General features: G+C 65.1%; 17 protein-coding genes and 1 pseudogene. 4 read left to right on the forward strand and 14 right to left on the reverse strand.

Annotated features, from left to right (window positions below):
* Positions 1-20: 20 nt before the first annotated feature.
* Positions 21-2,423, forward strand: coding sequence for a S9 family peptidase (locus GTH33_RS02985; protein ID WP_243848177.1), 2,403 nt, complete (start codon positions 21-23; stop codon positions 2,421-2,423).
* A 13-nt stretch (positions 2,424-2,436) separates the two neighbouring features.
* On the opposite strand, the gene GTH33_RS02990 is transcribed toward GTH33_RS02985, so the two are convergent.
* On the reverse strand, positions 2,437-2,817 hold the full coding sequence (locus GTH33_RS02990; RefSeq protein ID WP_163957033.1) for a winged helix-turn-helix transcriptional regulator: 381 nt from the start codon (positions 2,815-2,817) through the stop codon (positions 2,437-2,439).
* 93 nt (positions 2,818-2,910) lie between these two features.
* Between GTH33_RS02990 and GTH33_RS02995 the strand changes: the two genes are divergently transcribed.
* The gene (locus tag GTH33_RS02995; protein WP_163957034.1) at positions 2,911-3,972 is read left to right on the forward strand and encodes an SDR family oxidoreductase; all 1,062 of its coding nucleotides are present in this window, start codon (positions 2,911-2,913) and stop codon (positions 3,970-3,972) included.
* A gap of 41 nt (positions 3,973-4,013) precedes the next feature.
* Here the strand turns inward: GTH33_RS02995 and GTH33_RS03000 are convergent, their stop codons facing one another.
* Together GTH33_RS03000 and GTH33_RS03005 are read right to left on the reverse strand one after the other, a co-directional pair.
* Positions 4,014-4,889 carry an SDR family NAD(P)-dependent oxidoreductase gene (locus GTH33_RS03000; protein WP_212592676.1) on the reverse strand — a complete coding sequence of 292 codons (876 nt, stop codon included), beginning with the start codon at positions 4,887-4,889 and terminating at the stop codon, positions 4,014-4,016.
* Between the two features lie 72 nt (positions 4,890-4,961).
* Positions 4,962-5,633 (reverse strand): TetR/AcrR family transcriptional regulator, encoded by a 672-nt coding sequence (locus GTH33_RS03005; protein WP_249054986.1) that lies wholly within the window; start codon positions 5,631-5,633, stop codon positions 4,962-4,964.
* Positions 5,634-5,777: 144 nt separating this feature from the next.
* Between GTH33_RS03005 and GTH33_RS03010 the strand changes: the two genes are divergently transcribed.
* Together GTH33_RS03010 and GTH33_RS03015 are read left to right on the forward strand one after the other, a co-directional pair.
* Positions 5,778-7,097: a spinster family MFS transporter gene (locus tag GTH33_RS03010; protein WP_163957035.1), complete on the forward strand. Its 1,320-nt coding sequence runs from the start codon at positions 5,778-5,780 to the stop codon at positions 7,095-7,097.
* A complete protein-coding gene (locus GTH33_RS03015) occupies positions 7,094-8,722 on the forward strand; it encodes a carboxylesterase/lipase family protein (RefSeq protein ID WP_163957036.1) in 1,629 nt (542 codons plus the stop codon). Before GTH33_RS03010 ends, GTH33_RS03015 begins: the two co-directional genes overlap by 4 nt.
* A gap of 84 nt (positions 8,723-8,806) precedes the next feature.
* Here GTH33_RS03015 and GTH33_RS03020 read toward each other — a convergent pair whose 3' ends face one another.
* From GTH33_RS03020 to GTH33_RS03070, 11 genes and pseudogenes are all read right to left on the reverse strand, one after another.
* Positions 8,807-10,381: an AMP-binding protein gene (locus GTH33_RS03020; RefSeq protein WP_163957037.1), complete on the reverse strand. Its 1,575-nt coding sequence runs from the start codon at positions 10,379-10,381 to the stop codon at positions 8,807-8,809.
* Positions 10,382-10,417: 36 nt separating this feature from the next.
* Positions 10,418-12,649 carry a TonB-dependent receptor gene (locus GTH33_RS03025; RefSeq protein WP_243848178.1) on the reverse strand — a complete coding sequence of 744 codons (2,232 nt, stop codon included), beginning with the start codon at positions 12,647-12,649 and terminating at the stop codon, positions 10,418-10,420.
* 254 nt (positions 12,650-12,903) lie between these two features.
* Positions 12,904-14,069 (reverse strand): IS3 family transposase gene (locus tag GTH33_RS03030; RefSeq protein WP_163957038.1). Its coding sequence is split into 2 segments (ribosomal slippage): positions 12,904-13,808 and positions 13,808-14,069, totalling 1,167 coding nucleotides; the frame shifts between segments, so codons are not numbered across the junction.
* 349 nt (positions 14,070-14,418) lie between these two features.
* On the reverse strand, positions 14,419-15,501 hold the full coding sequence (locus GTH33_RS03035; protein WP_163957039.1) for a hypothetical protein: 1,083 nt from the start codon (positions 15,499-15,501) through the stop codon (positions 14,419-14,421).
* A 263-nt stretch (positions 15,502-15,764) separates the two neighbouring features.
* Positions 15,765-17,117 (reverse strand): glycoside hydrolase family 27 protein, encoded by a 1,353-nt coding sequence (locus GTH33_RS03040; RefSeq protein WP_163957040.1) that lies wholly within the window; start codon positions 17,115-17,117, stop codon positions 15,765-15,767.
* A gap of 549 nt (positions 17,118-17,666) precedes the next feature.
* Positions 17,667-18,878 carry a cellulase family glycosylhydrolase gene (locus GTH33_RS03045; RefSeq protein ID WP_163957041.1) on the reverse strand — a complete coding sequence of 404 codons (1,212 nt, stop codon included), beginning with the start codon at positions 18,876-18,878 and terminating at the stop codon, positions 17,667-17,669.
* Between the two features lie 44 nt (positions 18,879-18,922).
* Positions 18,923-20,956: an MGH1-like glycoside hydrolase domain-containing protein gene (locus GTH33_RS03050; RefSeq protein WP_208404288.1), complete on the reverse strand. Its 2,034-nt coding sequence runs from the start codon at positions 20,954-20,956 to the stop codon at positions 18,923-18,925.
* A gap of 2 nt (positions 20,957-20,958) precedes the next feature.
* Positions 20,959-21,992: pseudogene (locus GTH33_RS03055) on the reverse strand (glycoside hydrolase family 43 protein); the annotation flags it as partial.
* Positions 21,993-22,359: 367 nt separating this feature from the next.
* Positions 22,360-23,937, reverse strand: a complete 1,578-nt coding sequence (locus GTH33_RS03060; RefSeq protein ID WP_163957042.1) for an alpha-N-arabinofuranosidase — start codon at positions 23,935-23,937, stop codon at positions 22,360-22,362.
* 142 nt (positions 23,938-24,079) lie between these two features.
* On the reverse strand, positions 24,080-25,075 hold the full coding sequence (locus tag GTH33_RS03065; RefSeq protein WP_163957043.1) for a ferritin-like domain-containing protein: 996 nt from the start codon (positions 25,073-25,075) through the stop codon (positions 24,080-24,082).
* 24 nt (positions 25,076-25,099) lie between these two features.
* Positions 25,100-26,026 carry a ferritin-like domain-containing protein gene (locus GTH33_RS03070; protein WP_163957044.1) on the reverse strand — a complete coding sequence of 309 codons (927 nt, stop codon included), beginning with the start codon at positions 26,024-26,026 and terminating at the stop codon, positions 25,100-25,102.
* Between the last annotated feature and the right edge of the window lie 139 nt (positions 26,027-26,165).

The raw sequence follows: 26,165 nt of genomic DNA on the forward strand, positions 1-26,165 counted from the left end.
GAATGCGCGCCGGTGCCTGTTTGATCGCTCTCCTCCTCGCCACCACCGCCACGGCGCAGACGCCCGGCACCGCCTATCATCGCGCGCCCGATGCCATTGCCAAGGCGCTGGAAACGCCGCCGACGCCCGGTGTCGCGGTCAGCCCCGATCACCGCACGCTAGCCATTCTGGGGCGCGAGAACCTGCCGTCGATCGCCAATCTGTCAAAGCCGATCCTGCGGCTGGCCGGCTATCGCATCGATCCCGCGACCAACGGCCAGGCGGAAGTGCGGGTGCAATGGCTGAATGCGCTGAGCTTCAAGGATGTGGCGACCGGCAAGACGGTCGCGGTCCAGCTGCCTGCCGGCCTGCGCTTCGCCGCACCCGATTGGGCACCCGACGGCAGCCGCCTCGCCTTCTATGCGCAGGAGCCGACCGGCCTGTCGCTGTGGGTCGCCGAGCGCGACGGCAGCGCCCGGAAGATCGCCGGGGGGCTGAACGGTACGTTCGGCACGCCGTTCGAATGGATGCCGGACAGCAAGGGTTTGATCGTCTATACCGTCCCGGCCAACCGCGGCACGGCGCCGACGGCCGACATCACGCCGACCGGTCCGGTGGTGCAGGAAAGTGCGGGCCGCACTTCGGCTGCGCGCACGTACGAGGATCTGCTCGGCGATACGCATGACGAGGCGCTGTTCGATCATTATTTCACCGGCCAGCTGATGCGGATCGACCTGGCCGGCACCGCCCGGGCGATCGGCGCACCGGGGCTGATCGCCGGCTTCAGCGTCTCGCCCGATGGACGTTACCTGCTGACCGAACGGCTGAAGCGCCCGTATTCGTACCTGCTGCCCGCCAGCTATTTCCCGACCGAGATCGCAGTGGCGACGATCGATGGCCAGCCGGTGAAGACGCTGGTCGATCGCCCTCTCGCCGACGACCTGCCGGTCGACTTCGACGCCACCGTGAAGGGCCCGCGAGAGGCCCAGTGGCGATCGGACGCGCCCGCCACGCTGGTCTGGGCCGAGGCGCTGGACGGCGGCAATCCGCGTGCGAAGATCGCCTTCCACGACAAGGTGATGATGCAGGCCGCACCGTTCGACGCCGCGCCGGTCGAACTGGCGATGACCCCCGCCCGCTATGCGACGACGATGTGGGGCGACGATGGCTTCGCTTTGGTCGTCGACCGGGAATGGCGCAGCCGGACGGAACATCGCCTCGCCGTCGCACCGTCGCGCCCCGGTCAGGCCCGCACGGTGCTGACCCGCAATTATCAGGATCAATATGGCGATCCCGGGCGTCCGATGCTGGACGGAAATGCCGCCGGCAAGCCGGTGATGCGGTTCACGCCCGCTCACGACGCGGTCTACGTCGCCGGCGAGGGCGCGACCAAGGCGGGGGCGTTCCCGTTCCTCGCCACGATGCCGTTGGCGGGCGGCGAACAGACGCGGTTGTGGACCGCCAAAGCGCCCTATTACGAGACGGTCGTCGCCATGCTGGACGACAAGGCGCAGCGTATCCTGACGCGCCGGGAAAGCGCGAAGCTTGCCCCCAATTACGTGATCCGCAGCGTGAAGGGCGGCAGCGCGAAGCCCGTGACCGCCTTCGCCGATCCCGCGCCCGTGTTCGCCGGCGTCACCCAGCGCACGATCACCTACACCCGTGCCGATGGCGTGCCGCTGTCCGCCTCGCTCTACACGCCCGCCGGTTACGATGCGAAGCGCGACGGCCCGCTGCCGACCCTGCTCTGGGCGTATCCGGCGGAATTCACCGATGCGAAGGTCGCGGGCCAGACCGTCGACCAGGGCAACCGCTTCGTCCGTCCGCGCGGGATCAGCCACCTGTTCCTGCTGACGCAGGGCTATGCGATCCTCGATAATCCGGCCATGCCGATCATCGGCGAAGGCGGCGCGGAGGCGAACGACAACTACATCAAGCAACTCCAACAAGATGCCCACGCTGCCGTCGATGCGGTGGTGAAGCTCGGCGTGGGCGACCGGACCCGCATGGCGGTCGGCGGCCACAGCTACGGTGCGTTTATGACCGCCAACCTGCTCGCCCATACCGACCTGTTCCGTGCCGGCATCGCCCGTTCAGGCGCGTACAATCGGACGCTGACGCCGTTCGGGTTCCAGGCGGAACAGCGCACCTATTGGCAGGCGACGCCGACCTATACCGAAATGAGCCCCTTCACCTATGCCGACCGGATCAAGGCGCCGATCCTGCTCATCCATGGCGGCGCGGACGACAACAGCGGTACCTTCCCGATCCAGTCCGAGCGCATGTACGCCGCGTTGAAGGGCAATGGCGCCACCGTGCGCTACGTCGTGTTGCCCAACGAGCCGCACGGCTACCGCGCGCTCGAATCAACCGAGGAAACGCTCTGGCAGATGACCGATTGGCTCGACCGCTACGTCAAGCCGAAGGCGCCCGCCGCGAAGTGACCGTGCGCTCCCGCTACCGCCGCCTCGCGCTGGGCCGCGGGAGCAACCGGTCCAGCGCATCGGCATTGTCCCGGCCCCAGCCGTAGAGCAGCTCGACCGGCTCGACGAACCGCCGGCCGAGTTCGGTCAGCCGATATTCGACCATCGGCGGGATGGTGCTGTGGACATGGCGGGTGAGCAAACCGCTCGCCTCCATGTCGCGCAGCGTCTGGGTCAGCATCTTCTTCGATATGCCGGGCAGGCTGCGCTGGAGCGCCCCCGTCCGGGCGGTGCTGTCGTGGCGGGCGTGCAGCGTGTGCAGCAGCATGCTGGTCCATTTGGTCGCGAACAGCTCCAGCACGCGTCTCGGCGCGCAATCCTCCCGCCATTCCTCGTCCGGGGTGCCGGGTTGCATGTGGTTACCTCTTGGTGCCTGGGGGCGTGAACGGTGCCGTCTAGAAGTGACGGGCGGCGATGCCTAGCTCTGCCGAAAGATCAGGAGCAAGACATGACGAAGACGGCATTGGTAGTGGGCGCGAGCGGCATCGTCGGCAGCGCGACGGCGGCGCTGCTGGTCGAGCGGGGCTGGACCGTCCATGGGCTGGCGCGCCGGCCCACCAGCCAGACGGGCGTGCTGCCGGTCGCCGCCGACCTTCAGGATGCGACCGCGACGGCGGCGGCGCTCGCCAGCGTGAACCCGGATGCGGTGTTCGTCACCACCTGGGCGCGGCAGGACAGCGAGGCGGAGAACATCCGCGTCAACGGCATGATGGTCCGCAACCTGCTCGACGGACTGCCGAAGCCCACTGGCCCGCGCCACGTCGCGCTGGTCACCGGCCTCAAACACTATCTCGGCCCGTTCGAGGCCTATGGCAAAGGCACCCTCCCCCAGACGCCGTTCCGCGAAGACCAGCCGCGCCTCGATGTCGACAATTTCTATTACGCGCAGGAGGATCAGCTGTTCGCCGCCGCCGCGCGCGACGGCTTCACCTGGAGCGTGCACCGGCCGCACACGGTGATCGGCCTCGCGGTCGGCAACGCGATGAACATGGGCACCACCCTTGCCGTCTATGCCACAATGTGTCGCGAAACCGGGCGGCCCTTCGCCTTCCCCGGATCCGCGATGCAATGGTCGGGCCTCACCGACATGACGGACGCCGGGCAATTGGCTCGCCACCTGCTATGGGCGAGCGAAACCGGGGCGGCACATGACGAGGCGTTCAACGTCGTCAACGGCGACGTCTTTCGCTGGCAATGGATGTGGGGCCGCATAGCGTCGTGGTTCGGCATCGAGGCGGCTCCGTTCGATGGCACGATGCGCCCGCTCGAACGGCAGATGGCCGAAGACGCCGACCTGTGGCGACAGATCGCGCAGCGCCACGGGCTGGCAGAGCCCGATCTCGCCCGCCTCGCCTCGCCCTGGCACACCGATGCCGATCTCGGACGGCCGATCGAGGTGGTGACCGACATGGGCAAGAGCCGCCGGCTCGGCTTCCTCGACTATCAGCCGACCGATCTGGCGTTCTTCACGCTCTTCGAACGGCTCCGGGCCGATCGGCTGATCCCCTGATGCCTGCCTGATTCAGCGCGTCCCCGTCTGTGAAGCAGCGCTTATGCCTTGCGCGCCGCCGCCACCTCGCGCTCGGCCTGGACGAAGCCATAGGCGGGGACGATTTCACCGGCGCGATCGGTGATCTGCGACCAATGTGCCGATACCTGCTCGCCCGCATCGGTCCCGACACCGATGTAATGTCCGGTGGTCAGCGTGACGTTCGCCGTCGCGACGTTGCCGGCGCCCGCGCAGACGATCGTGCGCGTCGGCGCATCGTCTGCGACCAGCCTGAGCAGCGCCGGGGATACGCGGTCGGGCGCGAGCATGGTCAGGCTCTCCTCGTCGAGCACCCCTTCCGTCATCTGCGTCGCTGCGGTGGGGGCGAGGCAGTTGACGCGGATGCCGTATTTCTCGCCCTCGATGCCCAGCGTCTGCATCAATCCGACCAGCGCCATCTTGGCCGCGCCGTAATTGGCCTGGCCGAAATTGCCATAGAGTCCGGACGACGACGTGGTCATCACGATCCTGCCATACGCCTGACCGCGCATCGGCTCCCATACCGCCTTGGTACAGATCGCAGCGCCGATCAGATGGACGTCCACCACATTGCGGAAATCGGCGATCGTCATCTTGGCGAAGCTCTTGTCGCGCAGGATGCCGGCGTTGTTGATGAGGATATCGATCCGTCCCCAGTCGCGCAGGATCGCCGCCACCATCTCCCCGACGGCATCCTCGTCGGTTACTGACGCGGCAAAGACGCTCGCCATGCCGCCACGATCGACGATCTCCCGTGCGACGCGCCCTGCGGCGTCTGCCGACACATCGTTTACCAGCACCCTTGCGCCCTTGCCGGCCAGATAGAGCGCATGCGTGCGACCCAGCCCGCCGCCCGCCCCGGTGATGATCGCCGTCCGTCCCTCTAGCACCACAGTCACTCTCCGATTATCATTCGCTCTCTTGATAGCGAATGATAATCGGAGCGCAATACCGGCCGATGCGCCGGCGCGCTACGAACAGATCGAGCGGAAGCCCGCCGCCATGAAGGTCGCCATGACCTCTTTCACCGCCGCGAAGTCGTCGGAATGGCACAGCCCGCCGGACAGCTTGTCGATCCGCCCGGTCCGCGCCAGCGTCAGCATCAGGGCGCCGGTCACGAAATGATACCCCCAGAATATCCGATCCTCCGGACATTCGGGCATCGCTTTCTTCAGCAGCGCGATCAGGCGCAGCACGACCGGATCGAAATGCTCGTCCATCAGGTCTGCGCCCCATTCTGGCGTATTGGCCACCTGGGCACCGAGCTTGGCGTAATTCTTCCAGCCCTCGCCCCCCTCGATATAGGTATCGAGGTCGGTATCGAGGAACGCGCGCAGCGCCCCCTCGACGGTCGGCGCGTCGCCGACCGCCGACTCGTAATCGTCGAGCGCCTTCATCCGGCGTTCGCTGGTCACCCCGGCACGCCGCGAAAACACGGCGTCGAACAGCGCCTTCTTGTCCGTGAAATAGTAATTGAGCAGCGTGTGGTGGACACCGACCTGCTTCGCCACGTCCTTCAGCGTGACGCCGTGCAGCCCGTGTTTCGAGAACAGCTCTTCGGCCGCGTCGAAAATCTGTTCCATCGTCTCGGCCCGCTGGTCGGCCTTGCGCGAACGGCGGGCGGGTTTCTGGGTCTGCGTCACGCCCCCGTCACTCCGGCCTTCCGCATGCAGCGTCAAGCCAAACCGGCCACATCTATATATTAACGCGCAAGTGAGTGTGCATTGACAGGTCCCACCGACTCGCTCATCCTCTTCTCACAAACCACGACACAGTGGGAGAGGTTGATGACGGTCCTGAACGGCGTGGCGGCGCCCGAATTGCGTACCCAGGCCTATGCCGCACGGCGTGTTCGCCGCCCCGGGATCGTGCTGGCGATGCTGACCTTCGTCTACGTCCTGAACTTCCTCGACCGCCAGCTGCTCGGCATCCTCGCCAAGCCGATCCAGGATTCGCTGCACATCACCGATGGCCAGCTGGGCCTGATCGGCGGCCTGTATTTCGCCATGTTCTATTGCTTCATCGCCATTCCGGTCAGCTGGCTGGCGGACCGTACCAGCCGGGTCGGCGTGCTGACGCTCGCCTGTGCGATCTGGAGCGCCGCGACGATCGCCTGCGGCATGGCGCGCACCTATCCGCAGCTGGTGCTCGCGCGAATGGTCGTGGGATTTGGCGAGGCAGGCGGCGTGCCACCGTCCTACGCATTGATTACCGATACATTCGCGCCGGGTCGTCGCGGCGTTGCATTCGGCATCTACAATCTGGGTCCACCGATCGGCGCAGCGCTCGGCATTGCATTAGGCGCGACCATCGCATCCGTGTTCGACTGGCGCGACGCGTTTGTGGCGATCGGCATCGTCGGCATCGTCGCGGCGATCGCCCTGCCGTTCGTGGTGCCCGAACCGGCGCGCGGCGGCGCGGACGCGGTCGAGGCCGGTTCGACGGGGACGTACGACAAGGCGCCGTTCTGGGCGACGTTGCGCATTTTCTTCGCCAACCCCGTCATGACCCTTGCCGCATTCGGCAGTGGCGCGACGCAGTTCGTCACCTATGGCCTCGGCAATTTCGCCGTGCTGTTCCTGATCCGCGAAAAGGGGATGACCCTGCCGGCAATCGCGATCTGGTATGCGTTGGCGATCGTCGTCGGCATGGGCGGCGGCATGGTCGCGTCGGGGAGGATCATCGATCGCTTCTCGCAAGAATCGCGCCGCGTGTTCGCGATCGCGCCTGCGGTGTCTCTGGCGATCGCGATGCCATTCTATCTCGCCTTCGTCTGGGCACCGTCATGGCCGCTGGCGCTTGCATTGCTGACGGTCGTGATGTTTTTCAATTACTTCTACCTCTCCTGCTCGGTGACCCTTGTGCAGGAAGAGGCGGCGCCCAACCAGCGCGTGCTCGCCGGCGCCTTGCTGCTGCTGGTGATGAATTTCATCGGGCTGGGCCTCGGCCCGACCTGGGTAGGCGCCGCCAGCGATCATTTCGCCGCACACGGCGCGACCAATCCGCTGCAGCTGTCGCTCTACACCCTCACCCCCTTCTATGCGCTCGCGATCGGCCTGTTTCTGTGGCTGGCGCGAACGCTGCACCGTCAGGAGACCGTTCGATGAAGGCCATGTTGATCGCCATGGCGCTGGCCAGCGCCGCCCCCGTGTCGGCCGCCGATCCCGCGCCGGTGGTGACGGCTCCGGCCGGCACCGTCCGCGGCACTGCGGAGGGCGACCTGCGCATCTTCAAGGGCATTCCCTATGCGACCCCGCCGGTCGGCAACCTGCGCTGGCGGGCGCCTATGCCGATGCCGCATTGGCGTGGCGAACGCCCCGCCACCAGCTTTGGCGCGGCCTGCGTCCAGCCTCAGGTGCCCAATGCGTCGATCTACTCCGGCGCGCCGATGCCCGTCAGCGAGGATTGCCTGACGCTCAACGTCTGGGCGCCGGCCAATGCCAAGAACGCGCCGGTGATGGTCTGGATACATGGCGGCGCCCTCGTCACCGGATCGAGCCGCGAACCGATGTACGACGGTCGCAAGCTTGCCGAACGGGGCATCGTGGTCGTGTCGATCAACTATCGCCTCGGCGTACTCGGCTGGCTGGCGCATTCCTGGCTGAGCCGGGAATCTGACCGGCACGTGTCCGGCAATTACGGCCTGCTCGACCAGATCGCCGCCCTCACCTGGGTGCGCGACAATATCAAGGCTTTCGGCGGCTCGCCGCGCAACGTCACGATTGCCGGCGAAAGCGCGGGCGGCCTCAGCACGCTGTACCTAATGACCTCGCCGGCTGCCCGGGGTCTCTTTTCGAAAACGATTGCGGAAAGCGCATACATGATCTCGATGCCGGAACTGCGCAAGGCCGCGTTCGGCATGCCCTCGGGTGAGGGCGGCGGGCAAATGCTGACCGGCGCCCTGCAGCTGCCGGATCTCCAGAGCCTGCGTGGCATGGATGCACAGGCTCTGACCGACACCGCGGCAAAGCTCGGCTTCGCGCCATTCGGCGTGGTCGACGGCAGCGTGCTGCCGCAACAGATGGTCGACGCGTTCGACCAGGGCAAACAGGCACCGGTGCCGGTACTCGCCGGGTTCAACCAGGGCGAGATACGATCTCTGCGGATGCTGGCGCCCAAACCCCCGGCCGATGCGGCAGCGTACGAAAGGACGATCCGCGACCGCTACGCTGATCTCGCCGATCCCTTCCTGCGCCTCTACCCCGCGGCCGACTACAAGGAGAGCATTCTCGCGGCGACGCGTGACGCCCTCTACGGCTGGACGGCGGAACGGCTGGTCCGCAAACAGGCGGCGCTCGGCAAACCGGCTTACCTCTATATGTTCGATCACGGCTATCCGGCGATGGACCAGGCCGATCTGCACGCCTTTCACGCCAGCGAACTGCCGTTCGTGTTCGGCACGCTGGACGGCACCCCGCCGCGCTGGCCGAAGGTGCCCGGGACCGCCGGGGAACGCGCCCTCTCCGATGCGATGACGGACTATTGGGCAAGTTTCGTTCGCGACGGGACGCCGGTGGCGAAGAACGCCGCACCATGGCCCGCCTATGACGGACAGCGCGGCTATATGCGCTTCGGTGCGATGCCGGAGGCGCGGCGCGACCTCCTTCCCGGCATGTTCGCGCTCAACGAAAGCGTGATGTGTCGCCGCCGCGCCACCGGGTCGATCGGCTGGAACTGGAACGTCGGCCTTGCCGCGCCGAAGCTGCCGCCGAAGGTCGCGGGTTGCGAATGATCCGAACGCCGCGCCTCTCGCGACAGCGGAAAGGCGCGGCCTCGGCCTGAGCGCACGCACCGACGGTCGCATGGCGCGTTCGCGTTACGCCCCCTCGGCGACGATCAGTCCCCGCTCATAATCCGCGCGGAGCCGCTGCTTGTCGATCTTGCCCGTCGAGGCGAGCGGCATCGTGCCGATCGTCGCGACGCGATCGGGTATCCACCAGTCCGCCACCTTGCCGCGCAGCAGCGCCAGCAACGATCCCGCCTCACCGTCAGCGCCCTCGATCACCAGCACCGGCCGCTCGCCCCATTTGGGATCGGACCGCGCGATCACCGCGACGTGCCGCACCGAAGGATGCGCGCCGACGATCGCCTCGATCTCGGCAGGATTGATCCACTCGCCCCCAGACTTGATGAGATCCTTCGCCCGGCCGCAGATCGTCAGATTGCCTGCCGGATCGATCATCGCCAGGTCGCCGGTATCGAAATAGCCTTCGTCGTCCAGCGCATCCTCGTCGGCGCCGTAATAGCGGTCGAGCACGCTCGGCCCTTTTACCTTCAGATGGCCCAGCGTCTCCCGCTGTTCGGGCAGGGTACGACCCTCCGCATCGGTCAGCTTCAGGTCGACGCCGATCGGTGGACGCCCGGCCGATCCCGACGATCCGGGCTCCGCCCCGGCCGGAGCGATCGTGCCGACCGGCGACAATTCGGTCATGCCCCAACTGGTCTGGACCCGCGCGCCGAGCCGGCTTTGCAATCGCTCGATCAACGCATCGGGACAGCTCGATCCGCCGATCACGACGCGTTCCAGCGACGGCACCTCTTCCCCTGTCCGATCGAGATGATCGATCAGGCCAAGCCAGACCGTCTGGACGCCGACCGCGACGGTCACACCTTCATCGCGGATCAGCCGGGCGAGGCTGGCACCATCGAGGTGACGACCGGGCAGGACCAGTCGGGTTCCGGCCGCGGGCGCGGCGAATGGCAGGCCCCAGCCGTTGGCATGGAACATCGGCACGGCCAGCAACAGCGTGTCGCGCGCCGTGATCGCGATCGCGTCTGCCTGCAGCGCGCGCAGCGTATGCAAATAGTTGGACCGGTGGGTATAGAGTACACCCTTCGGTTTGCCTGTCGTGCCGGACGTATAGCAGAGCCCGGCCGGCGCATCTTCCGGGAACGTGCCCCACGGCACCGCCGCGCCACGCTCGGCAAGCAGCGCCTCGATCCCGATCGCACCGTCCGCCGCCACGTCGTCGCAGCCGTCGAGTTCGACCACATGGCGTACTCCTGGACACAGCGGCAGCACCTCGCGCAGCAACGGCATCAGGTCGCTCGCCACCGCCAGGATACGATCGTCGGCCTCGCCGATCATCGCTGCCAGTTGCATGGGGGTCAGCCGGGGGTTCAGCGTATGGCACACACACCCCGCGCCCATCACGCCGTAATAGACCTCGAGATGGTGCCGGCTGTTCCACGCCAGTGTGCCGACGCGATCCCCCTGCCCCATGCCAAGCGCGATCAGCGCGCCCGACAGCCGGTTCGCCCGCTCGCGCAGTTCGGCATAGCCGAAGCGCGCGACGGCGATACCCTGCTCGGCCCAGACGACCTGCTGGTCGCCGAACCATTTGGCCGCATGGGTCAGGAACGTGTCTACGGTCAGTCCGAAGCTTTGCATGATCCGCGTTTCAATCCGGCCGGGAGGAATGGGTCGTCAAAACGCCTTCAACACCTTCAGCCCATATTGTTGCGGAGGACCCGCGAAATAGAGGCCGCTGTTGAGCGCCGCCGGGTAATGCTGGTCGGTCAGGTTGGTCGCATAGGCCGTGACCGTCACCGAGCCCTTGTTGAGGGCAAGCTGCGCATTGACGATATTGCGCGCCTCCAGCCGATCGCCGAGCGCCGGATTTTCGAACAACGTCGCCCATTGCGGCGCGATATGGCCGTAATTCGCCCGCGGCGTCAGCGTCGCACCACCGCCCAGCGCGATCTCGTAGCTCGCGCCGACGTTGAAGGTGAAGTTGGGCGCGTAGCTCTGCTCCATCCCCTTCAGGTTGCGGCACGATGCGCTGGCCGGTCCGGTGTTGATGTTGCACGGCACCGCCGCCGGGATCCGCGGGTCGGTCGCAAAGAAGCGGCCGAGTTCGCTATGCAGGACGTTCATCCCGACATCGAACGTGAATGCGCCCAGCTTGACGTCGGCCTCCGCTTCGAAACCATAGATCTTGGTCTTGCCCGGCACGTTGACCTGTAACCCGAACACGGGGATCGTCGGGTTGCCGATCGTGACCTGGAAATCCTCGTAATCGTTGTAGAAGGCGCTGACGCTCGTGCGGATGCGGCGGTCGGCGAAGTTCGCCTTCCATCCGGCCTCGTACGACGTCACCTGCTCGGCGCCGAACGGGGCCGGATTGCCCAGGCCGACCGGCACGTTCAGCCCGCCGGGCTTGAAGCCGGTGGCGACGAAACCGTACAGATAGTGATCGCGGCCCGCTTCCCACCCGATCGACGCCTTGTACGAAAAGTCGTCCGACTTCGTCTCCTGCTCCGCGACGATCGGCACGCCATATTGCAGCACGTCGATGTCGTTGCGGCTACGGCTGGCGGTATAGCGGCCACCCAGTTCCAGCTTCAGCTTCGGCGTGATGACGAAACCGATTTGTCCGAACGCCGCGAGTGATCGGTTGGGGTTGGTCCCCTGCAACCGATATTCGGTCAGCCGGTTACCCAGCGGAACGCCGGTGACGAACTGGAACGGCGGCAGGAATTCGTATTTATTCCACAGCCCGAAAACTCCGACCAGATAGGTCAGGCGCTTCGTATCGGGAGAGATTAGTGTAAGCTCCTGTGAAATCTGCCGTTCGTCGACGCTGTCGAAGAAGGTGTTGTTCCGCGTTGCGGTACCGTCCAGATCGGCACGATATTTGGTGTTGCCCTTGGCATAGGCGCTGACCGACCGCAGTTGCAGGCCGCCGTCGAACTCGTAATTTACCCGCAGGATGCTGCGATAGAATTTGTCGCGCGCCTCCTGCGGGGAATTGGCCGTGATATCGAACAGGTCGCGATAATTCGGGTTCGGCGTCGCGCTGCCGATCGGCAGGTTGCGGAACTGGTTGGTGTACGGGCTGGCCGGATAGGCACCCATGTCGAGATAATCGACGTCGGTCTTCGACAGGATCGACAGCTGGGTCGTGGGTTTCCACAACAGGCTGAACCGCCCGGCCAGTTGCCGCACGTCACCGTTGTTGCCGGTGTATTTCGTCCCGCCCGGTCCGGTGATGTCGTAGAAGCCGTTGCGACGCGTACCGAACACCGCGAACCGCGCGGCGAGCGTGTCGCTGACCGGGATGTTGAGCGCGCCCTGTGCGCCCGCTTCGGAATAATTGCCGACGTTCGCATTGACGTAGCCGTGGTAGCCGCCACCGATGATCGGATCGTTGCTGTTGACGAACACCGCACCGCCGGTCGCGTTCTGGCCGACGATCGTACCCTGCGGGCCGCGCAGCACCTGGATGTTGGCGACGTCGTAATACGGCTCTTGCTGGAAATAGCCCGGGAATGTCGGCGCGCCGTCGCGATAGGTGATCACCCCGGTCGCCGTCTGCGTATTGTGTTCGCCCTTGCCGATGCCGCGAACGTTGAAGTCGATGCCTTGCCCGAAGTTGTTGACGACGATGCTGGGCGAGGCGAACTGCAGCGCATCGACGTTGGCGACGCCCTTGTTGGCAAGGTCGGTGCCCGACAGCACCGAACCGGACAGCGGCGTGGTCTGGAGATTTTCGTTCCGGCGACGTGCGGTAACGACGATTTCGCCTTGCGCAGGATCAGGGCTTTCCGCCTGTTCGGTCGATGCTCCGAGATCTGCGGCGACCGCTTGCGCCGTAGCATCACCTGCCCAGAGCAACGCCATTGCAGACACACCGAGCCAGTACGTACGAAGCCGCATACACCCTCCACCTACGACGGCGCTCTTCGGCGCCCACTGGCTGTTGGGTGCCTCAATCCGATTACGGATGCAAGATATATTCACTATCTAGTGAGCGTGCTTTATTGGGCGCGTTAGAGTGATCCTCATTGTCATCGAAGCGCGTTCGCTAACACGTCCTGTTTGTCCGGTTTTCTCCCTGTCTGCGCGTGTCGGAAATACAGGTGGACGCGACGCTGCCTGTTGCATTCGCCAACTGACGTGACCCCAGTCTTTCATCCAGCTGCGACCAGAGACCGACCGGTGTTGTTGCGCATGAGCGCAGTTGAAGCAATGGGCGGGGTTAACCCCGCCCATTGCTGTTCGAGCCCGGCAGCGAACGCAGCCGGGGTAGCGTAGCCTAGCGACGAGTGCGGCCGCTCGGTGTTGTAGTCGTCGACCCAGCGCGCCAGGATCGAGCGGGCCTGGCGAACCGTGAAGAATAGCGTCTCGTTGAGCAGCTCGTCGCGCATGCGACCGTTGAAGCTCTCGACGAACCCGTTCTGCGTCGGCTTGCCCGGCGCGATGTAATGCCACTCGACGCCCGCGTCGCTGGACCAGGCAAGCACCGCGTTCGACGTCAGTTCGGTCCCGTTGTCGCTGACGATCATCTTTGGCCTGCCACGTTCCGCGATCAGATCGGTCAACTCGCGCACGACCCGCCGGCCCGAAATCGACGTGTCCACCACTGCCCGAAGGCACTCGCGCGTCACGTCGTCGACGATGTTGAGCACGCGGAACCGTCGGCCAGTGACGAGCTGGTCGTGCACGAAGTCCAGGCTCCAGCGCTGGTTGGGGAGCGCCAGCACCGGCGCAGGTGCCCGCGCGCCACCGGCGCGCCTTCGTCCCTTCCGGCGCCTGACCGTCAGCCCTTCCTCACGGTAGAGCCGCTGGGTCTTCTTGCGGTTGATCGTGATGCCGTCCCGGCGCAGCAGGATGTGCAGCCGTCGATAGCCGAACCGTCGGCGCTGCTGCGCCAGCTCGCGCAGACGCGACCGAAGGTCGCCATCATCTGCCCGGCACGAGCGATACCGCATGCTCGTGCGGTCCGCCCCGACGACAGCACACGCCCGCCGCTCGCTCATCCCCAACGTCGCCTGGAGATGCGCAACCGCTTGTCGCTTCGCGGCGGGCGTCACCACTTTTTTGACAGCAGGTCTTTCAACCCCGCGTTGTCCAGCATCGTGTCCGCAAGCAGCCGCTTGAGCCGCGCGTTCTCCTCTTCAAGCGACCTCAGACGCTTCGCGTCAGATACCTCCAGGCCGCCGAACTTCGCCTTCCATGCATAGTAGGTCGCGCTCGACATGCCGTGCTTGCGGCACAGTTCCGTCACCACCGCACCCGCCTCGGCCTCCTTCAGGATGCCGATGATCTGCTCTTCCGAAAACTGCTTCCGCTTCATTCCGTCCGTCCCTTCGAGGGGCCGGTCTCTAGGTCCAGGTGGATGAAGAAACGGGGGTCACGTCACAACGTCCCGCTGTCTTTCCTGAATCTTGCCGATAAAAACGTCGCCTTATCAGCTTGGCGCGGTGCTCGACCGGCCGGACAGACGAGCCGAATGACCTGGCTGGTATCGTTCACGACACCGACCGATGCGGGATCGCGCACCGCTGCATGTCACACCCGCTATCCGAGGATGCCGCAAGACCATCCTGCCTGTCTGGTCGAGAAAACGCAGGTGAGCGCTATTATTGCATGACGTATCGGCGCGTCCCCTCGGCCGGGGCATCGTCAGGCTGGTAGGCGCACGATCATTGCGGCGGCAGTTCGACGGTCACCTTCAACGTTCCCGTGTTGCCCGTAAAGTCGGTGTCGTTAAAGCCGAGCGCCAACCCTTCAGCTTTATCCGGTATCGGCAGGCGAATGCCTTTGCCGACCATGAACGGACGGCTGACAGCCACGCCCTTGGCGTCGACGAACACCACGACCAGCCCATGGCGATAAGCGGGATAGAGCAGTTTCGGTACGTAGAAGCTCGGGTAGCGTTGGCCGTCGGCCGTCACCGTGTCGTTGATCGTTTTCTTGGTATCGCCGCCCGCCCCGATGCCGCTTGCACCAGGAATATCGGTCGTTCCCTCCGCGACAATCACAACCTTGCCGGCAGGCACCTCGATCGGCACCACCACGGTCGGCTTCGCGCCCTTCGCGCCAATCGGCAATATGCCGGCATTCGCCACCGGGTCCCATGGCGCGGTCGCGGCATCGAGCGTGACGGTGACACGCTGCACCGTCGCCTCAGCCGCCGGAGTGGCCGGGGCAGCCGATGCGGTCGGTCCGGCTGGCTGAGCCGCGTCATTGGGGGCAACCTCGCCCTCCTCCACCGTGACCGTGCCGACCGCGATCAGGATCGATACGTCCAGCGAGCCGGAATTATCGGCATATACCTCGTCGTTGAGGCCAAGGGAGATGCCGGCGGCGCCGGCGGGCACGACAACCTTGGCTTCGCGTCCGATCGGAAACGGGCTGCTGACGACGATGCCGTCGGCGGAAACAAATGCACCGACTAGCTGGCTCCGATAGATGGGAACGTTATAGCCTCTCATATAATGGCTCGGAAAGAAGTCGACGTTACCGCGGTCCAGATACCAGTCGCGATCGCCATCTGGTCCGTTCAGCGGACTGCCGGGCCCATAAAGCGTCGATCCCTTGGCGCTGATCGTGATCGTGGTTCCGACCTTGATGGCAGGATCGAGCACGAGCGTCGGCGGGCGGCCGTCATTTATCCCGAAGCGCATGGTGGGATTCGCGCGAACGTTCCACGGTACCGACTTCGCATCGACACGCACCTTGACCGTTTTTGCCGACACCAATGCCGGCACCGCCAGCAAGGCCACTGCCGCGGTCGACCGTAATAGCAACTTTACCATCTTACCGCTCCCCATAATGACCGGAGTTGCGCCGACGCACCCTCGCAGTCGTATCTTGTCGTCAGTCACGCATCGTGTGCCATCGGTTCCGCAAATCTCTTCACCGTCGACATGCCCTAATCGTTTCGGGCCACGGTTTTTGTTGAACGAATGATGCATCCGGATGCGGCAGCGGGGTCTCCCCGCTACGACAATACCGGATGCGCGCCTTCGAGACGCCAGACACCGGATCACGCCTGCAGGCGATAAAGCCCGGCGCCGTGGCGCGGGATGGTCCGTGCGACCTTACCGGTCACCCGGCCGAGCGACTGGCCACTCCACAGGTCGCGCATCTGCACCGACCCGCTCAGCCCCAGATCGCGTAACGGCAGTCCGACCTCCCTCGGCTGGTCGGTCGGATTGAACAGTGCAAGATAGCGGTCCTGGCTGCCTTCGGGACGGGCGGACCAGATGCGCACGCCGTCTTCGACGATATGCGGACGGTTGTCGGTGCTCGCTTGATTGACCGCCAGTACCTCCCGGTTGGTCAGCAGCGCCAGCGTCTTGGCGTCGAGGTGGCGCAGGTCGCCGCCCATGACAAGCGGCGATCGCGCGATCGACCACAAGGTCATCAGCGTCGTCTGTTCGTCCGGCGTGAACTTCGTGTCGCGCTTGCCCAGCGCCAGCCGTCCGAGCGGCAGCATGTCCGCATCCGGCCACGCGCCGGGTCGACGCCACATGTTCCAGTTCTCCAGCCGGGTGAACTGCGCATCCAGCGCCCCCCAATCGTCCCAGAAATCGTCGCTGATGCGCCACATCTGCGCGAATTGCCGCACGTGATCGCCGCGGATGACCGGCGTCTCGCCGGGCGAGAGACTCAGCATCATCGGCCGGCCGGTGCTGACGATTGCCTTGTGCGCGCCCTCGATTTCCGGCGCATGGGCGTCATAGGGGCGGCTCATATCGTCCATTTTGACGAAATCGACGCCCCAGCTGGCGTACAGCTTGAACACGCTGTCGTAATAGGCCTGCGCACCCGGCTTGCGCATGTCGACGCCATACATGTCCGGATTCCAGCCGCAGACGCTGTTGGTGTCGGCGATATCGGCGGCGCGGTACGAAGTGCCAAGAACCGGGAGGTTGCGCTTCACGGCCAGCCGCGGAATGCCCCTCATCAGGTGGATGCCGAACTTCATGCCCATCGCATGGACATCGGCAGCCAGTGCCGTGAACCCCTTGCCGTCGCGGCTCGACGGAAAGCGATTGGGCGCCGGGATCAGTCGCCCGTAACCGTCCATCGCCGGCGTCGGATCGGCGTTGTAGGTGTAGCTCGACGCCTCGGGTTCGTACCATTGGATATCGACGGTGAAAATGTCGTAGCCGAACGGCAGCAGCTTTTCCCGCATGATCGCAGCAGTTTCGCGCGCTTCTGCCTCGGTAATGGTGGTCGCAAAGCTGTTCCAGCTGTTCCAGCCCATCGGCGGGCGCGGGGCGAGCATATTGGCCGACCTCGTTTGCGCCGCGATCGTGGTCGGCAGTATCGATGCGGCCGCACCGGCGATGCCGGAGCCTAAAATGTTGCGACGACTGATCGGCATCCTCATACTTTCACTCTCCTGCGCCGCTTCTATCCGTGCGGCTTGATCGCGGTCGTCGTCGGTCGCCACCGGGGCAGCCTCACGCCAATCATCTAGTCCTACAAATGAAATGTACGCGACGTCAATGGGCGATCCCTGACAGTCTGAGATACACTATGCCAAAGCCCTCACGACTCAACAATGGCAGCAATTATGTCATTGCTCTCACGCTTATCGTCAGTCCGACGTCAGGATTCAAAAAAATCCAGTCATCTTAACCTGCGGTATTTACTCTTACATCAGCCGCACAAGCGAACAGAGCAGAAAGCCTGCGCACGTTCGGCCGTGCGGCTTTGGCTTTTGACACGAGAAGAGGCTTGGCGGGGCCGACGCTTTTCCTATCCCTCCCTGACGATGGGGCACGTCGCAGCATAGTCTGGCACCATACGCTGCGGACGGAGCACGACACGACTGTCGCCGTGCGGACCAGACCCACGAGGATAATGGCTCTCCCACGCAGTCCTCGTCCGCCACAAAGCTCTGCCGGAAGGACGAGCGCCGTCCGAATAGCGAACGTCAGTACAGCAGCATCCGGCTCTTGACCTCCATCCCCATTTCATAGGCGAAGCGGCGGATCGCGTCGCGATCGCGGCGTTCCGCCGGCGTAGCGCGCCATGCCCGGATACGCGCGGTCGGCGGCACCTCCATCGCCACCATATCCGATGCCTCCAACAGGTTGGCCGCCCGCTCGGCGGCATCGAGCAGTGCGTCCGTCGGGGCGTCGACGTGATTGAAGGCGTCGCCCTGCCCCTTCAGCGCGGCGTCGATCGCTGCGACGGCGCGCGCGCCGGTACCTTCCCGATCGGGTTGCGGCCGGACGATCCCCGCCATGTCGCGCTGGCGATAAAAGCCCATCAGCGCGGATACCGTGGACGGATCGCGCACGGTGCCGTCGGGATAGAAGATACCGTGGATACCCCGCCAATAGCCAGCAATAATCAGGTTGAAGAGATAGAAGCCGGTGCGATGCTCCGCCGCCGCCTCGATCGCGGCATCATAGGGATTGGCCCGCGCGATACAGCCGGTCTCGGTATTCATCAGCGGTTTGCCCGACCGGCGCGCGATCGCTTCCGCGGCGCGATAGGCGCCCTCGATACCTGCACGCGTTTCGGAATAGTCGTGGAAGCTCAGCACATCGACCATATCCGCGGTCGCTTCCATCTGCTGCGGAAAGGTATATCCGACCGTCAGTATCGCATCCGGAGCGACCCGACGCGCCTGCGCAAGAGCATGCCGGACGAACCGTGTGATTTCAGCCGACCGGGCGGCACGCTCCGTTGGCGAAGCGGCATCGTGATAGGGGTTGGTGAACGGCTCGTTCATCACGTCCCAGGCCAGCACGCCCGGCTCGTCCTGCAGCGCGCCCATGACCGCCGCGACATAGGCATCCGCACGCGTCGCAAAGGCGTTGGATAGCGTTTCGGGGTTCAGCCCGTTGCCGTTGAACAGGATCGGCATCGTCGTGAAACCCAGGCGATACGAGGTCCGCACGTAATCGCGCAATTGGGCGATGTAAGTACCCGGCTGCTTCTCATAATCCGCCTGGCTCAGCCAAATTCGCGTACTGTTGAGGTTCACCCGCTTTGCATAGCCAAGGTCGCGCGCCAATGTCGTCAGGTCGGCGGCGAGGCCGTGATTGACCCCACGGACAGCAGCGAAGTCGGGCACAACCCGCTGCGCAGCCGCTGCGGAATTGGCGAAACCGGCGCTCGACAGGGCTGCGAGCACGAAAAGCCATAGATATCGCCTGGGGCGGTGCATCATGGCGATCCTCAAAACAGCTTCGCCTCGACCAGCCGCATCGCCCGGTTGGCGCGCTGGTCGAACAGGATGCGGATCCGGCTGGTCGTCACCGGCGTCCAGCGGGCATGCGTGATGCCATTGGCGATCGGCGCATCGGCGGTGGCGGCCAGGTCATACCAGTCGCGCCCGTTCCACGCCTGCATACGATAGGCCGATGGTGCTGCAAAGCGCCCGCCGTCAGCGAAGAAGGCGAGTTCGGCCCGCGCAAGCGCGACGGGCTTGCCGAAATCGATCGCATACCATTGCTGCGCCGGCGTCGGGTCGGAAGACCAGCCGTTGCCGAGTTGGGGGAAGAACCAGACGCGCCCGTCGATCGCATCATGCAGGTTTTCGGGATTGGTCCCGGTCGATGCGCTGCCCTTGGGAAACCGATCGCGCACCAGCTGAACCGAGCGATCGATCGGCCGCACGATCGGCGGCGTATCGCTGCGCGTAACGGGAACGCGCATTCGTCCCAGCGTGGCGCGACGGGCGACTTCTTCGCCATCCACCTCGATCGCCAGCCCCGCGCCGCGGCCGTAATGCCGCCCGTCCGTATCCCATGTCACGGCAACGCGATGGCCGTGATACGGCACGTCCTGCACCCTGAACCATCCCAGCGCCTGCGGGTCGCCCGTCGCCGGCAGCAGCGGATTGACCTCCAGCGCATCGTCGGCGCTCGGGCGGATGCCGACCAGACCGCCAAGGATCAGATCGACATAGCCCGAGTGGAAATAATGATGGCTGCGCGCCAGCCCGACCAGCGGCCGGCCGGTGTCGGGAAAATAGTCCTCTTCCAGATCGAGCAGGCTGCCCTGATAATGCAGCTGGGTATATTGGCGCAGCAGCCGCATGTAATCGGATCGCGTCACGACGCTCTGACGATAATGGTCGAGCACATTCGCCATGCCGAGCAGCACCTGCGTGGTCTGGAATGGCCATACCGGGCCGTTCCACTGGCATTCCCGCAGGCCGCCGGCGAGCGCGCCTTCGTAGCGATATTGCCGCATGTAATGTTCGTAGCTCGGCTCGACCGTGCGCATCCCCGCCGGTCCACCCAGTTCGTCCGGAGCCAGAACATGCGACCAGGCCGCCGTATACTTGGGATCATCATCGATCATGTCAAACGCCCAGGGGACGTAGCCGACCAGTTCGCGGCCCCGGATCGGCTGCCAATATGTGACGTAGGGCGTGGTCCGTTGGTGTCGATCGATGAAGTGGCGCAGCGCCGGATTCCACATGTCGCGCTGGAACGTCGTCTTCAGCGTGTCGGCCCGGCGGTCGAACGTCTCCGCCACGCCGTCGTCGCCGGCCAGTCGCGCGATGTTTGCGATCCCTCGCGCATTGGCGAACATATATCCATTGATCGAGGGCCGGAACGCCTGCCCGCCGCCGAAGCCATCCAGGCCGCCCGACGCATCGATCGAGGAAATGGTATATTCGGTCGCGTCGGCCAGCGGCTCGACCCAATACAAGCCCTTGTCGCGATCGAAATGGTCGTCCCACTGGTCGTACAGGCGGCGCATCGCCGCCAGATGCCGGGTCACGCCGGGCCGGTCGCCGTCGACGAGATAGCGGCCCCAAACGGAGTCGGCCATGTAATCTGTGAAGTGGCGGTCGTTGCCGCCGTCATACATGTGCGCGATGTAATCGTCGGCGTAGCGTCGGTCGCGCAGCCAGCGCCCCTCGGCGATATGGAAGCCGGTGGCGTCGTTGAGGCTAGCCCAGGGTTCGAGCTGCCACGACACGTCGTCCAGGAATTCGGTGGATATGAAGCCGCGCTCGCCGAGATCGCGTTGATGGGCGCGGAACAGCGACCAGCGATAGTAATAGACCGCGTCGATGCGGGGATCGGCGGATTCGAAGAACGGTATGCGGTTCTCGTACCATGGCGCATCGTTACCGAACCGCTCCACCGCGATGCGATGATTGTCGAGCATCGGCGGCGCAGATGGAACGGGGGCCGCTCCGGCAAGAGATGCCGCTGCCGTCGCCAGCAGCGACGCATGCTTCCATCGGTTCATGCGAGCGGTCCGTTGGCGACCGGCGGATCGAACAGCGGCGTGCCATCGGCGCGATAGCGGATCGGTTGCACGCGGGTATGCCGGTTCGGGTCGAACAGCGGATCGCCCGTGATGGCCTCGTAGTCGCGCGCGTGGAAGACGAGCATGTCCCGGCCCCGCTCGTCGACGGTGAAGCTATTGTGTCCCGGACCGTAGATGCGATGCGCGGCAGAGGTCTTCATCACCGGTGCCGGTGACTTGCGCCACACCGCCGGGTCCATGATATCGGCCCGATAGGATGCGGTCAGCATGCCAAGGCAGTAGCGCGCGTCGGTAGCACTGGCAGAATAGGTCAGGAACAGCCGGCCATTGCGCGCAAGCAGCGCCGGGGCCTCGGCGACCTTATAGCCCCGCACCTCCCACGGCAGCGTCGGCACGGTCAGCCGCGTCGGCTTCGCCGCCAGCGTCAGCGGCGTGGCGAGCGGCGCGAGATAGATGTTCGAATTCGTATCGATTCCCGGTTCGTGCTGCGCCCAGGCGAGGTAGCGGGTGCCGCGGTAAATGAAGCTGGTCGAATCGAGCGTGAAACTATCCCACGGCGTCTGCAATTGACCGAGCACGGACCATGCCCCGTCATCGGGTCCGCGCCGTCGCAGCGCAGCGCAAAGGTGCGGATATGGAAGACGTCCGCACCGCCGCCGCTCGGTCCCGCCGCGAAATACATGATCCAGCGCCCGTCGATCAGATGCAATTCGGGGGCCCAAAGAAAACCGGACATCGGCCCGCTCGCCTGATGCCGCCACAGGACCCTCTCCGCCGCCGTCGCCAATCCCGCGATCGTATGTGAGCGACGCAGCACCAGCCGGTCGTATTCCGGGACCGATGCCGTTATGTAATACCAGCCGTCGGTATGACGGAACACCTGCGCGTCGGCCCGTTGCCGCACGAGCGGATTGACGATGTGCCGGTCGCGGCGCGCGGTGGCCGCCAGCGCCGGGGCCGCGGCGGCGATCCCGGCGGCACCCAGAAACAGGCGACGTGACAGATCGTACGTCATCATCTCTCCCGGACGTATCGTTGCAGTACCGGCGGCAAACCGGGTCCATCGCGCATCTTGCCGGATCGACGCGGTCTTCCATTCACAGGCATCCCAAGCCGCCGATATCTGGGCGGCGTGCCAACGGCGGTGCGGCCATTGGTCGGCGCCGCGCCGATCGGTCCATGCTTGCCGTTCTCCCGATCATCGACATCGAAACCCTGCCCTGTTCTGGCGGGATCAGGACAGGATTGTAAGCCGCCGCACACTCGACCTGCCGCGCGTCGCTCGAACGCATGCGATTGCCACATGCCGTCAGTGTCCGGATGTCCGTCGGCGCCGCCGCCATGCATCCGCTCACCGACGGCATCGTCGTCAGCCCCGCCGGTCAGCGCAGGTCGAGCATTACCACCGACTTCGATGGCAGCGTCACCGTCAACGTGTCACGCGATACACGCGCACCGGAGAACGCCGCCGGCACCACCGTGTTCGGCGCATCGAAGGTGTTGATCGCCGTCATCTTCGGCGCGGTGATGATCTGCCCCGACACGCCGGCGGCGGTGACGCCGGTCAGCTTCATCGACACCGTGATCGCGCGATTCGGATCGACGTTGGTGAGGGCAACGTGCACCTTGCCCGCCTTGTCGCGCACCGCGCTGGCGCTGACCGCGGGCAGCGTCCACTTGCCCCTAGTAAAATCGGGGGTGTTGATCTCGACCGGCAGCACCGTCGCGTCCATGTACGGCCTGTACATCTTGAAGACGTGGTAGGTCGGCGTCAGGACCATTTTCGGCCCCTCCGTCAGGATCATCGCCTGCAACACGTTCACCATCTGCGCGATCGCGGTCATCTTCACCCGATCGGCATGTTTGGCGAACACGTCGAGCGTCAGCGACGCCACGAGTGCATCGCGCAGGCTGTTTTGTTGGCGCAGGAATCCCGGATGCGTTCCCGGATCCTGCCCGTACCACGTGCCCCATTCGTCGACCGCCAGCCAGATGCGCTTCTGCGGATCGTATTTGTCCATCGCCGCCGAATGCTTCGTGACCAGCTCGTCCATCCGCAGCGCGCCGGCGAGCGTCTCCGCCCACATGGTCTCGTCGAAATCGGTCGGCGACGCGCGCGGCGGCCAACTGCCCGGTACCGTGTAATAATGCAGCGACATCGCGTCGACCATGGGGCCGACCTCACGCGTCATCACGTCGGTCCAGCGATAATCGTCGACGTTGGCGCCCGATGCGATCCGCATCACGCGGGTCCCTGCCGGCGCCTTGATGAAGGTCGCGTAGCGACGCGTCACATCCGCCGCATATTCCGGCCGCATGCTGCCGCCGCAGCCCCACAGCTCGTTGCCGATGCCGAAATACGGCACCTTCCAGGGTTCCTTGTGCCCATTTTTGGCCCGCTCGTCGGCCAGCGTTCCTGCAGGCGCGGTCATGTATTCGACCCATTCCGCCATTTCCTGCGGGCTGCCATTGCCGACGTTGCCCGAGATATAGGCCTCAGCGCCGATCTGTTCGGCGAGGTCCATGAATTCGTGCGTGCCGACCGCGTTGGGTTCGGTCACGCCGCCCCAGTTGGTGTTGACCTTCACCGGCCGCTTGCTCTGCGGCCCGACCCCCTCACGCCAGTGATATTCGTCGGCGAAGCAACCGCCCGGCCAGCGGATGACCGGAACGCCCAGGCCTTTCAACGCGCCGACGACATCGTTGCGGAACCCGCGCGTATTCGGGATGGATTTGTCGTCGCCGACCCACAGGCCGCCATAGACCCCATTGCCGAGATGCTCGGCGAACTGCGTAAAGACGCGGCGGTCGTACGTCGGCCCGGGCGTGTCGGCCCGGACGGCGACCGTCGCCGTGACGGCGGTTCGTCCGGCAGCGTCCGGCGCCTGTTGCGCGATCGACGCGCCCGCCGTCGTTACCAGCAGGATTGCGGCCAGACCGCTCTTCCAGTGTCGGATCATTCCCTTATTCCCTCGGTCGCGGCGACGATCCACATGGTCGTCGCGTGATTGTCGTGTCGAAATCGTGCGCCTTCGGCGTGCCCGATGCGCGGACCCGCGTGTCGAACCGCAGCGGCGATCCAATCATCGCCGACGGCCCGGCTTATTGCGTATTGGCGCCGCTGAACCTGATCAGTCCGTTGATGCCGGCGGGGAAGAACCCTCCGGACGATACCGCGGATTGAGTGGCGTAAAGCACGTTCAGCACCTGCTCCGGCGTGCGCCGCAACGAAACGGCCTCGCCGTCGGTGACCGCGAAGTTCACGCCATCGGCAAAGCCGACCCCCTGATCGAAGTCCCGATTGCCGTCGAACCGCTCCCGCGCATCGCTCAACCGATCCAGCAACCCGTACAAGGCGTTCTGGGCGCGCCCGCGGAACCACAGGATTTGCCTGATCGTCGCGTCATGCTGTGAAGCGACGGCGGACAATCCGGCGACGACGCCCCTGGTCGTCTGATCGGAAACCAGTCGCACCACGTCGTTGAAGACCGACGACCGCAGACTGGTGAGCGCTAGGACGCCGGACAGGAAGAATTCGGGCAATGCGTATATATCGGTAATGTTGGCGGCCGCGAATATCTCCGCCGTCGCGATCGCCGCGAACGGCCCCGATGCTCCCCCCGCGATCGTGGTCGCCGGCTGCGCCGTCGCCGCCGATCCCAGGATCGCACGAAGCCGCACGATCTGCGCTTGGACGTCGAACGTGATTTCACGCAACATGGCCGCATCGAAGGCATCGGTGATGGACACCTGCGCGCCGCCCGAGACGGCGCCTGCCGTTCCGGCGCCCCCCGTCATCGCCGCTGGCAGAGCCTGCCCCAGCACGCCCCGCGTCAGCACGTTGCCCACCAGATAATTGACCTGGAGTAGGAAGTTCAGCCGATCGGCGTCGGTGGCGGTATAGGTCGGCCCGGGTGTGGGCGGCGGCGATGTAGGCGTCGGTGTCGGCGTCGGCGTCGCACCGGTCGTCGGCGTGTCGCCATCGCCGCCGCAGGCGGACAGCAGCGTCAGCCCGCCCACGGCGCCGGCGGCCGCGCCGAAGACATGCAGGAAGCGACGACGTTGAACGTCGGTCGCGCGGTCATCAATGTTGGCCATAGGTCCCTCCCCTTTTCGCTGCGCTCAGTTTGCGGCGCTAGTCGTGATGCTGCCGGCGACGCCCGCCGGAAAGAAGCCGCCGCGGGATACCGCCGACGACGTCCCGTATACGATGTTGAGAACCTGCTGCGGCGTTCGCGAAAACGCCTCGCCGTTCGCATCGCAGGCCGTGATGTTGGTGACGACCTGTCCGGCCACGACCTCGGGCGACAATCCCTGATCCAGATCGCTGCCGCCGTCGAGCCGGTCGCGCTGGTCCGATATGCGATCCGCCTGAAAGATCAGCGCTTGGTTCGCGGGCGACCGGCGATAGATCATCTGCCGGATGGCGGCGGCGTGCGCGGCCTTGGTCGTCAACAGGCCGGATATCGAGGCCAGCACCAGCGGGTTGACCACCGTCGGTATCATGCCGCGATACATGGTCACCATCACGTCGTTGATGAGCAGCGCACCCAGCAGGAAATTGTCGGTCGAGGCATATGGATTGAATGTGTCGCCGGCGCCGATCGCGCCGGCGTTGCGCATGAAGATAGTGAACGGCGCCGGGGACACGTCGAGGTCGGGCTGGGCGACGAGGTCTCCCCGCAAGATGTTACGCAGCCCCCTGATGTTGGAAAACGTGTCGAACCCGACCTCGTCCATCGCCAACTGGACCGTGCGATCACCCCAGTTGACCTGCCCGCCACCGGTAGTCCGGCCGGGCTGCGCGCCACCGAAGCCAAAGCCGTTGATCTCGTCCGTTCCCAGCGAACGCCCGAACATGGCGAAGCAATAATATTGACCGCACAGGTAGCTCATGTTCAGTGCGAGGTTCAGCGCCGCCGTGTCGGTAGCGGCGACCTGCGCCTGCGCCTCGCGACTCGCCACCCCAGCGAGCAATGCACCAATCGCCACACCGGCCAGCTGACGCCGGGTCCGCCCCGCATTGCCGGACCCATTTTTGTCGGACACTTCCATTATCCACCCCCTCGTTATGGTTATTTTATTCGTTCTTACGACGACTTAACCGACGATTACGACGCTCCGGTCCACCACTGGCAATCGCAAAGCGGCAATCCGTGCCGGTAAATTCGTCCTGACCCCCTTAAAG

Origin of the sequence: Sphingomonas insulae, from assembly GCF_010450875.1 — a bacterium.
GTDB classification, from domain to species: domain Bacteria; phylum Pseudomonadota; class Alphaproteobacteria; order Sphingomonadales; family Sphingomonadaceae; genus Sphingomonas; species Sphingomonas insulae.

Excerpts from the sequence above, each read along its gene's own strand:
- GTH33_RS03040 (WP_163957040.1), bottom strand. The coding sequence starts at position 17,117 with ATGAGGATGCCGATCAGTCGTCGCAACATTTTAGGCTCCGGCATCGCC.
- GTH33_RS03010 (WP_163957035.1), top strand. The coding sequence starts at position 5,778 with ATGACGGTCCTGAACGGCGTGGCGGCGCCCGAATTGCGTACCCAGGCC.
- GTH33_RS03050 (WP_208404288.1), bottom strand. The coding sequence starts at position 20,956 with ATGAACCGATGGAAGCATGCGTCGCTGCTGGCGACGGCAGCGGCATCT.
- GTH33_RS03015 (WP_163957036.1), top strand. The coding sequence starts at position 7,094 with ATGAAGGCCATGTTGATCGCCATGGCGCTGGCCAGCGCCGCCCCCGTG.
- GTH33_RS02995 (WP_163957034.1), top strand. The coding sequence starts at position 2,911 with ATGACGAAGACGGCATTGGTAGTGGGCGCGAGCGGCATCGTCGGCAGC.
- GTH33_RS03065 (WP_163957043.1), bottom strand. The coding sequence starts at position 25,075 with ATGGCCAACATTGATGACCGCGCGACCGACGTTCAACGTCGTCGCTTC.
- GTH33_RS02990 (WP_163957033.1), bottom strand. The coding sequence starts at position 2,817 with ATGCAACCCGGCACCCCGGACGAGGAATGGCGGGAGGATTGCGCGCCG.
- GTH33_RS03020 (WP_163957037.1), bottom strand. The coding sequence starts at position 10,381 with ATGCAAAGCTTCGGACTGACCGTAGACACGTTCCTGACCCATGCGGCC.
- GTH33_RS03060 (WP_163957042.1), bottom strand. The coding sequence starts at position 23,937 with ATGATCCGACACTGGAAGAGCGGTCTGGCCGCAATCCTGCTGGTAACG.
- GTH33_RS03025 (WP_243848178.1), bottom strand. The coding sequence starts at position 12,649 with ATGCGGCTTCGTACGTACTGGCTCGGTGTGTCTGCAATGGCGTTGCTC.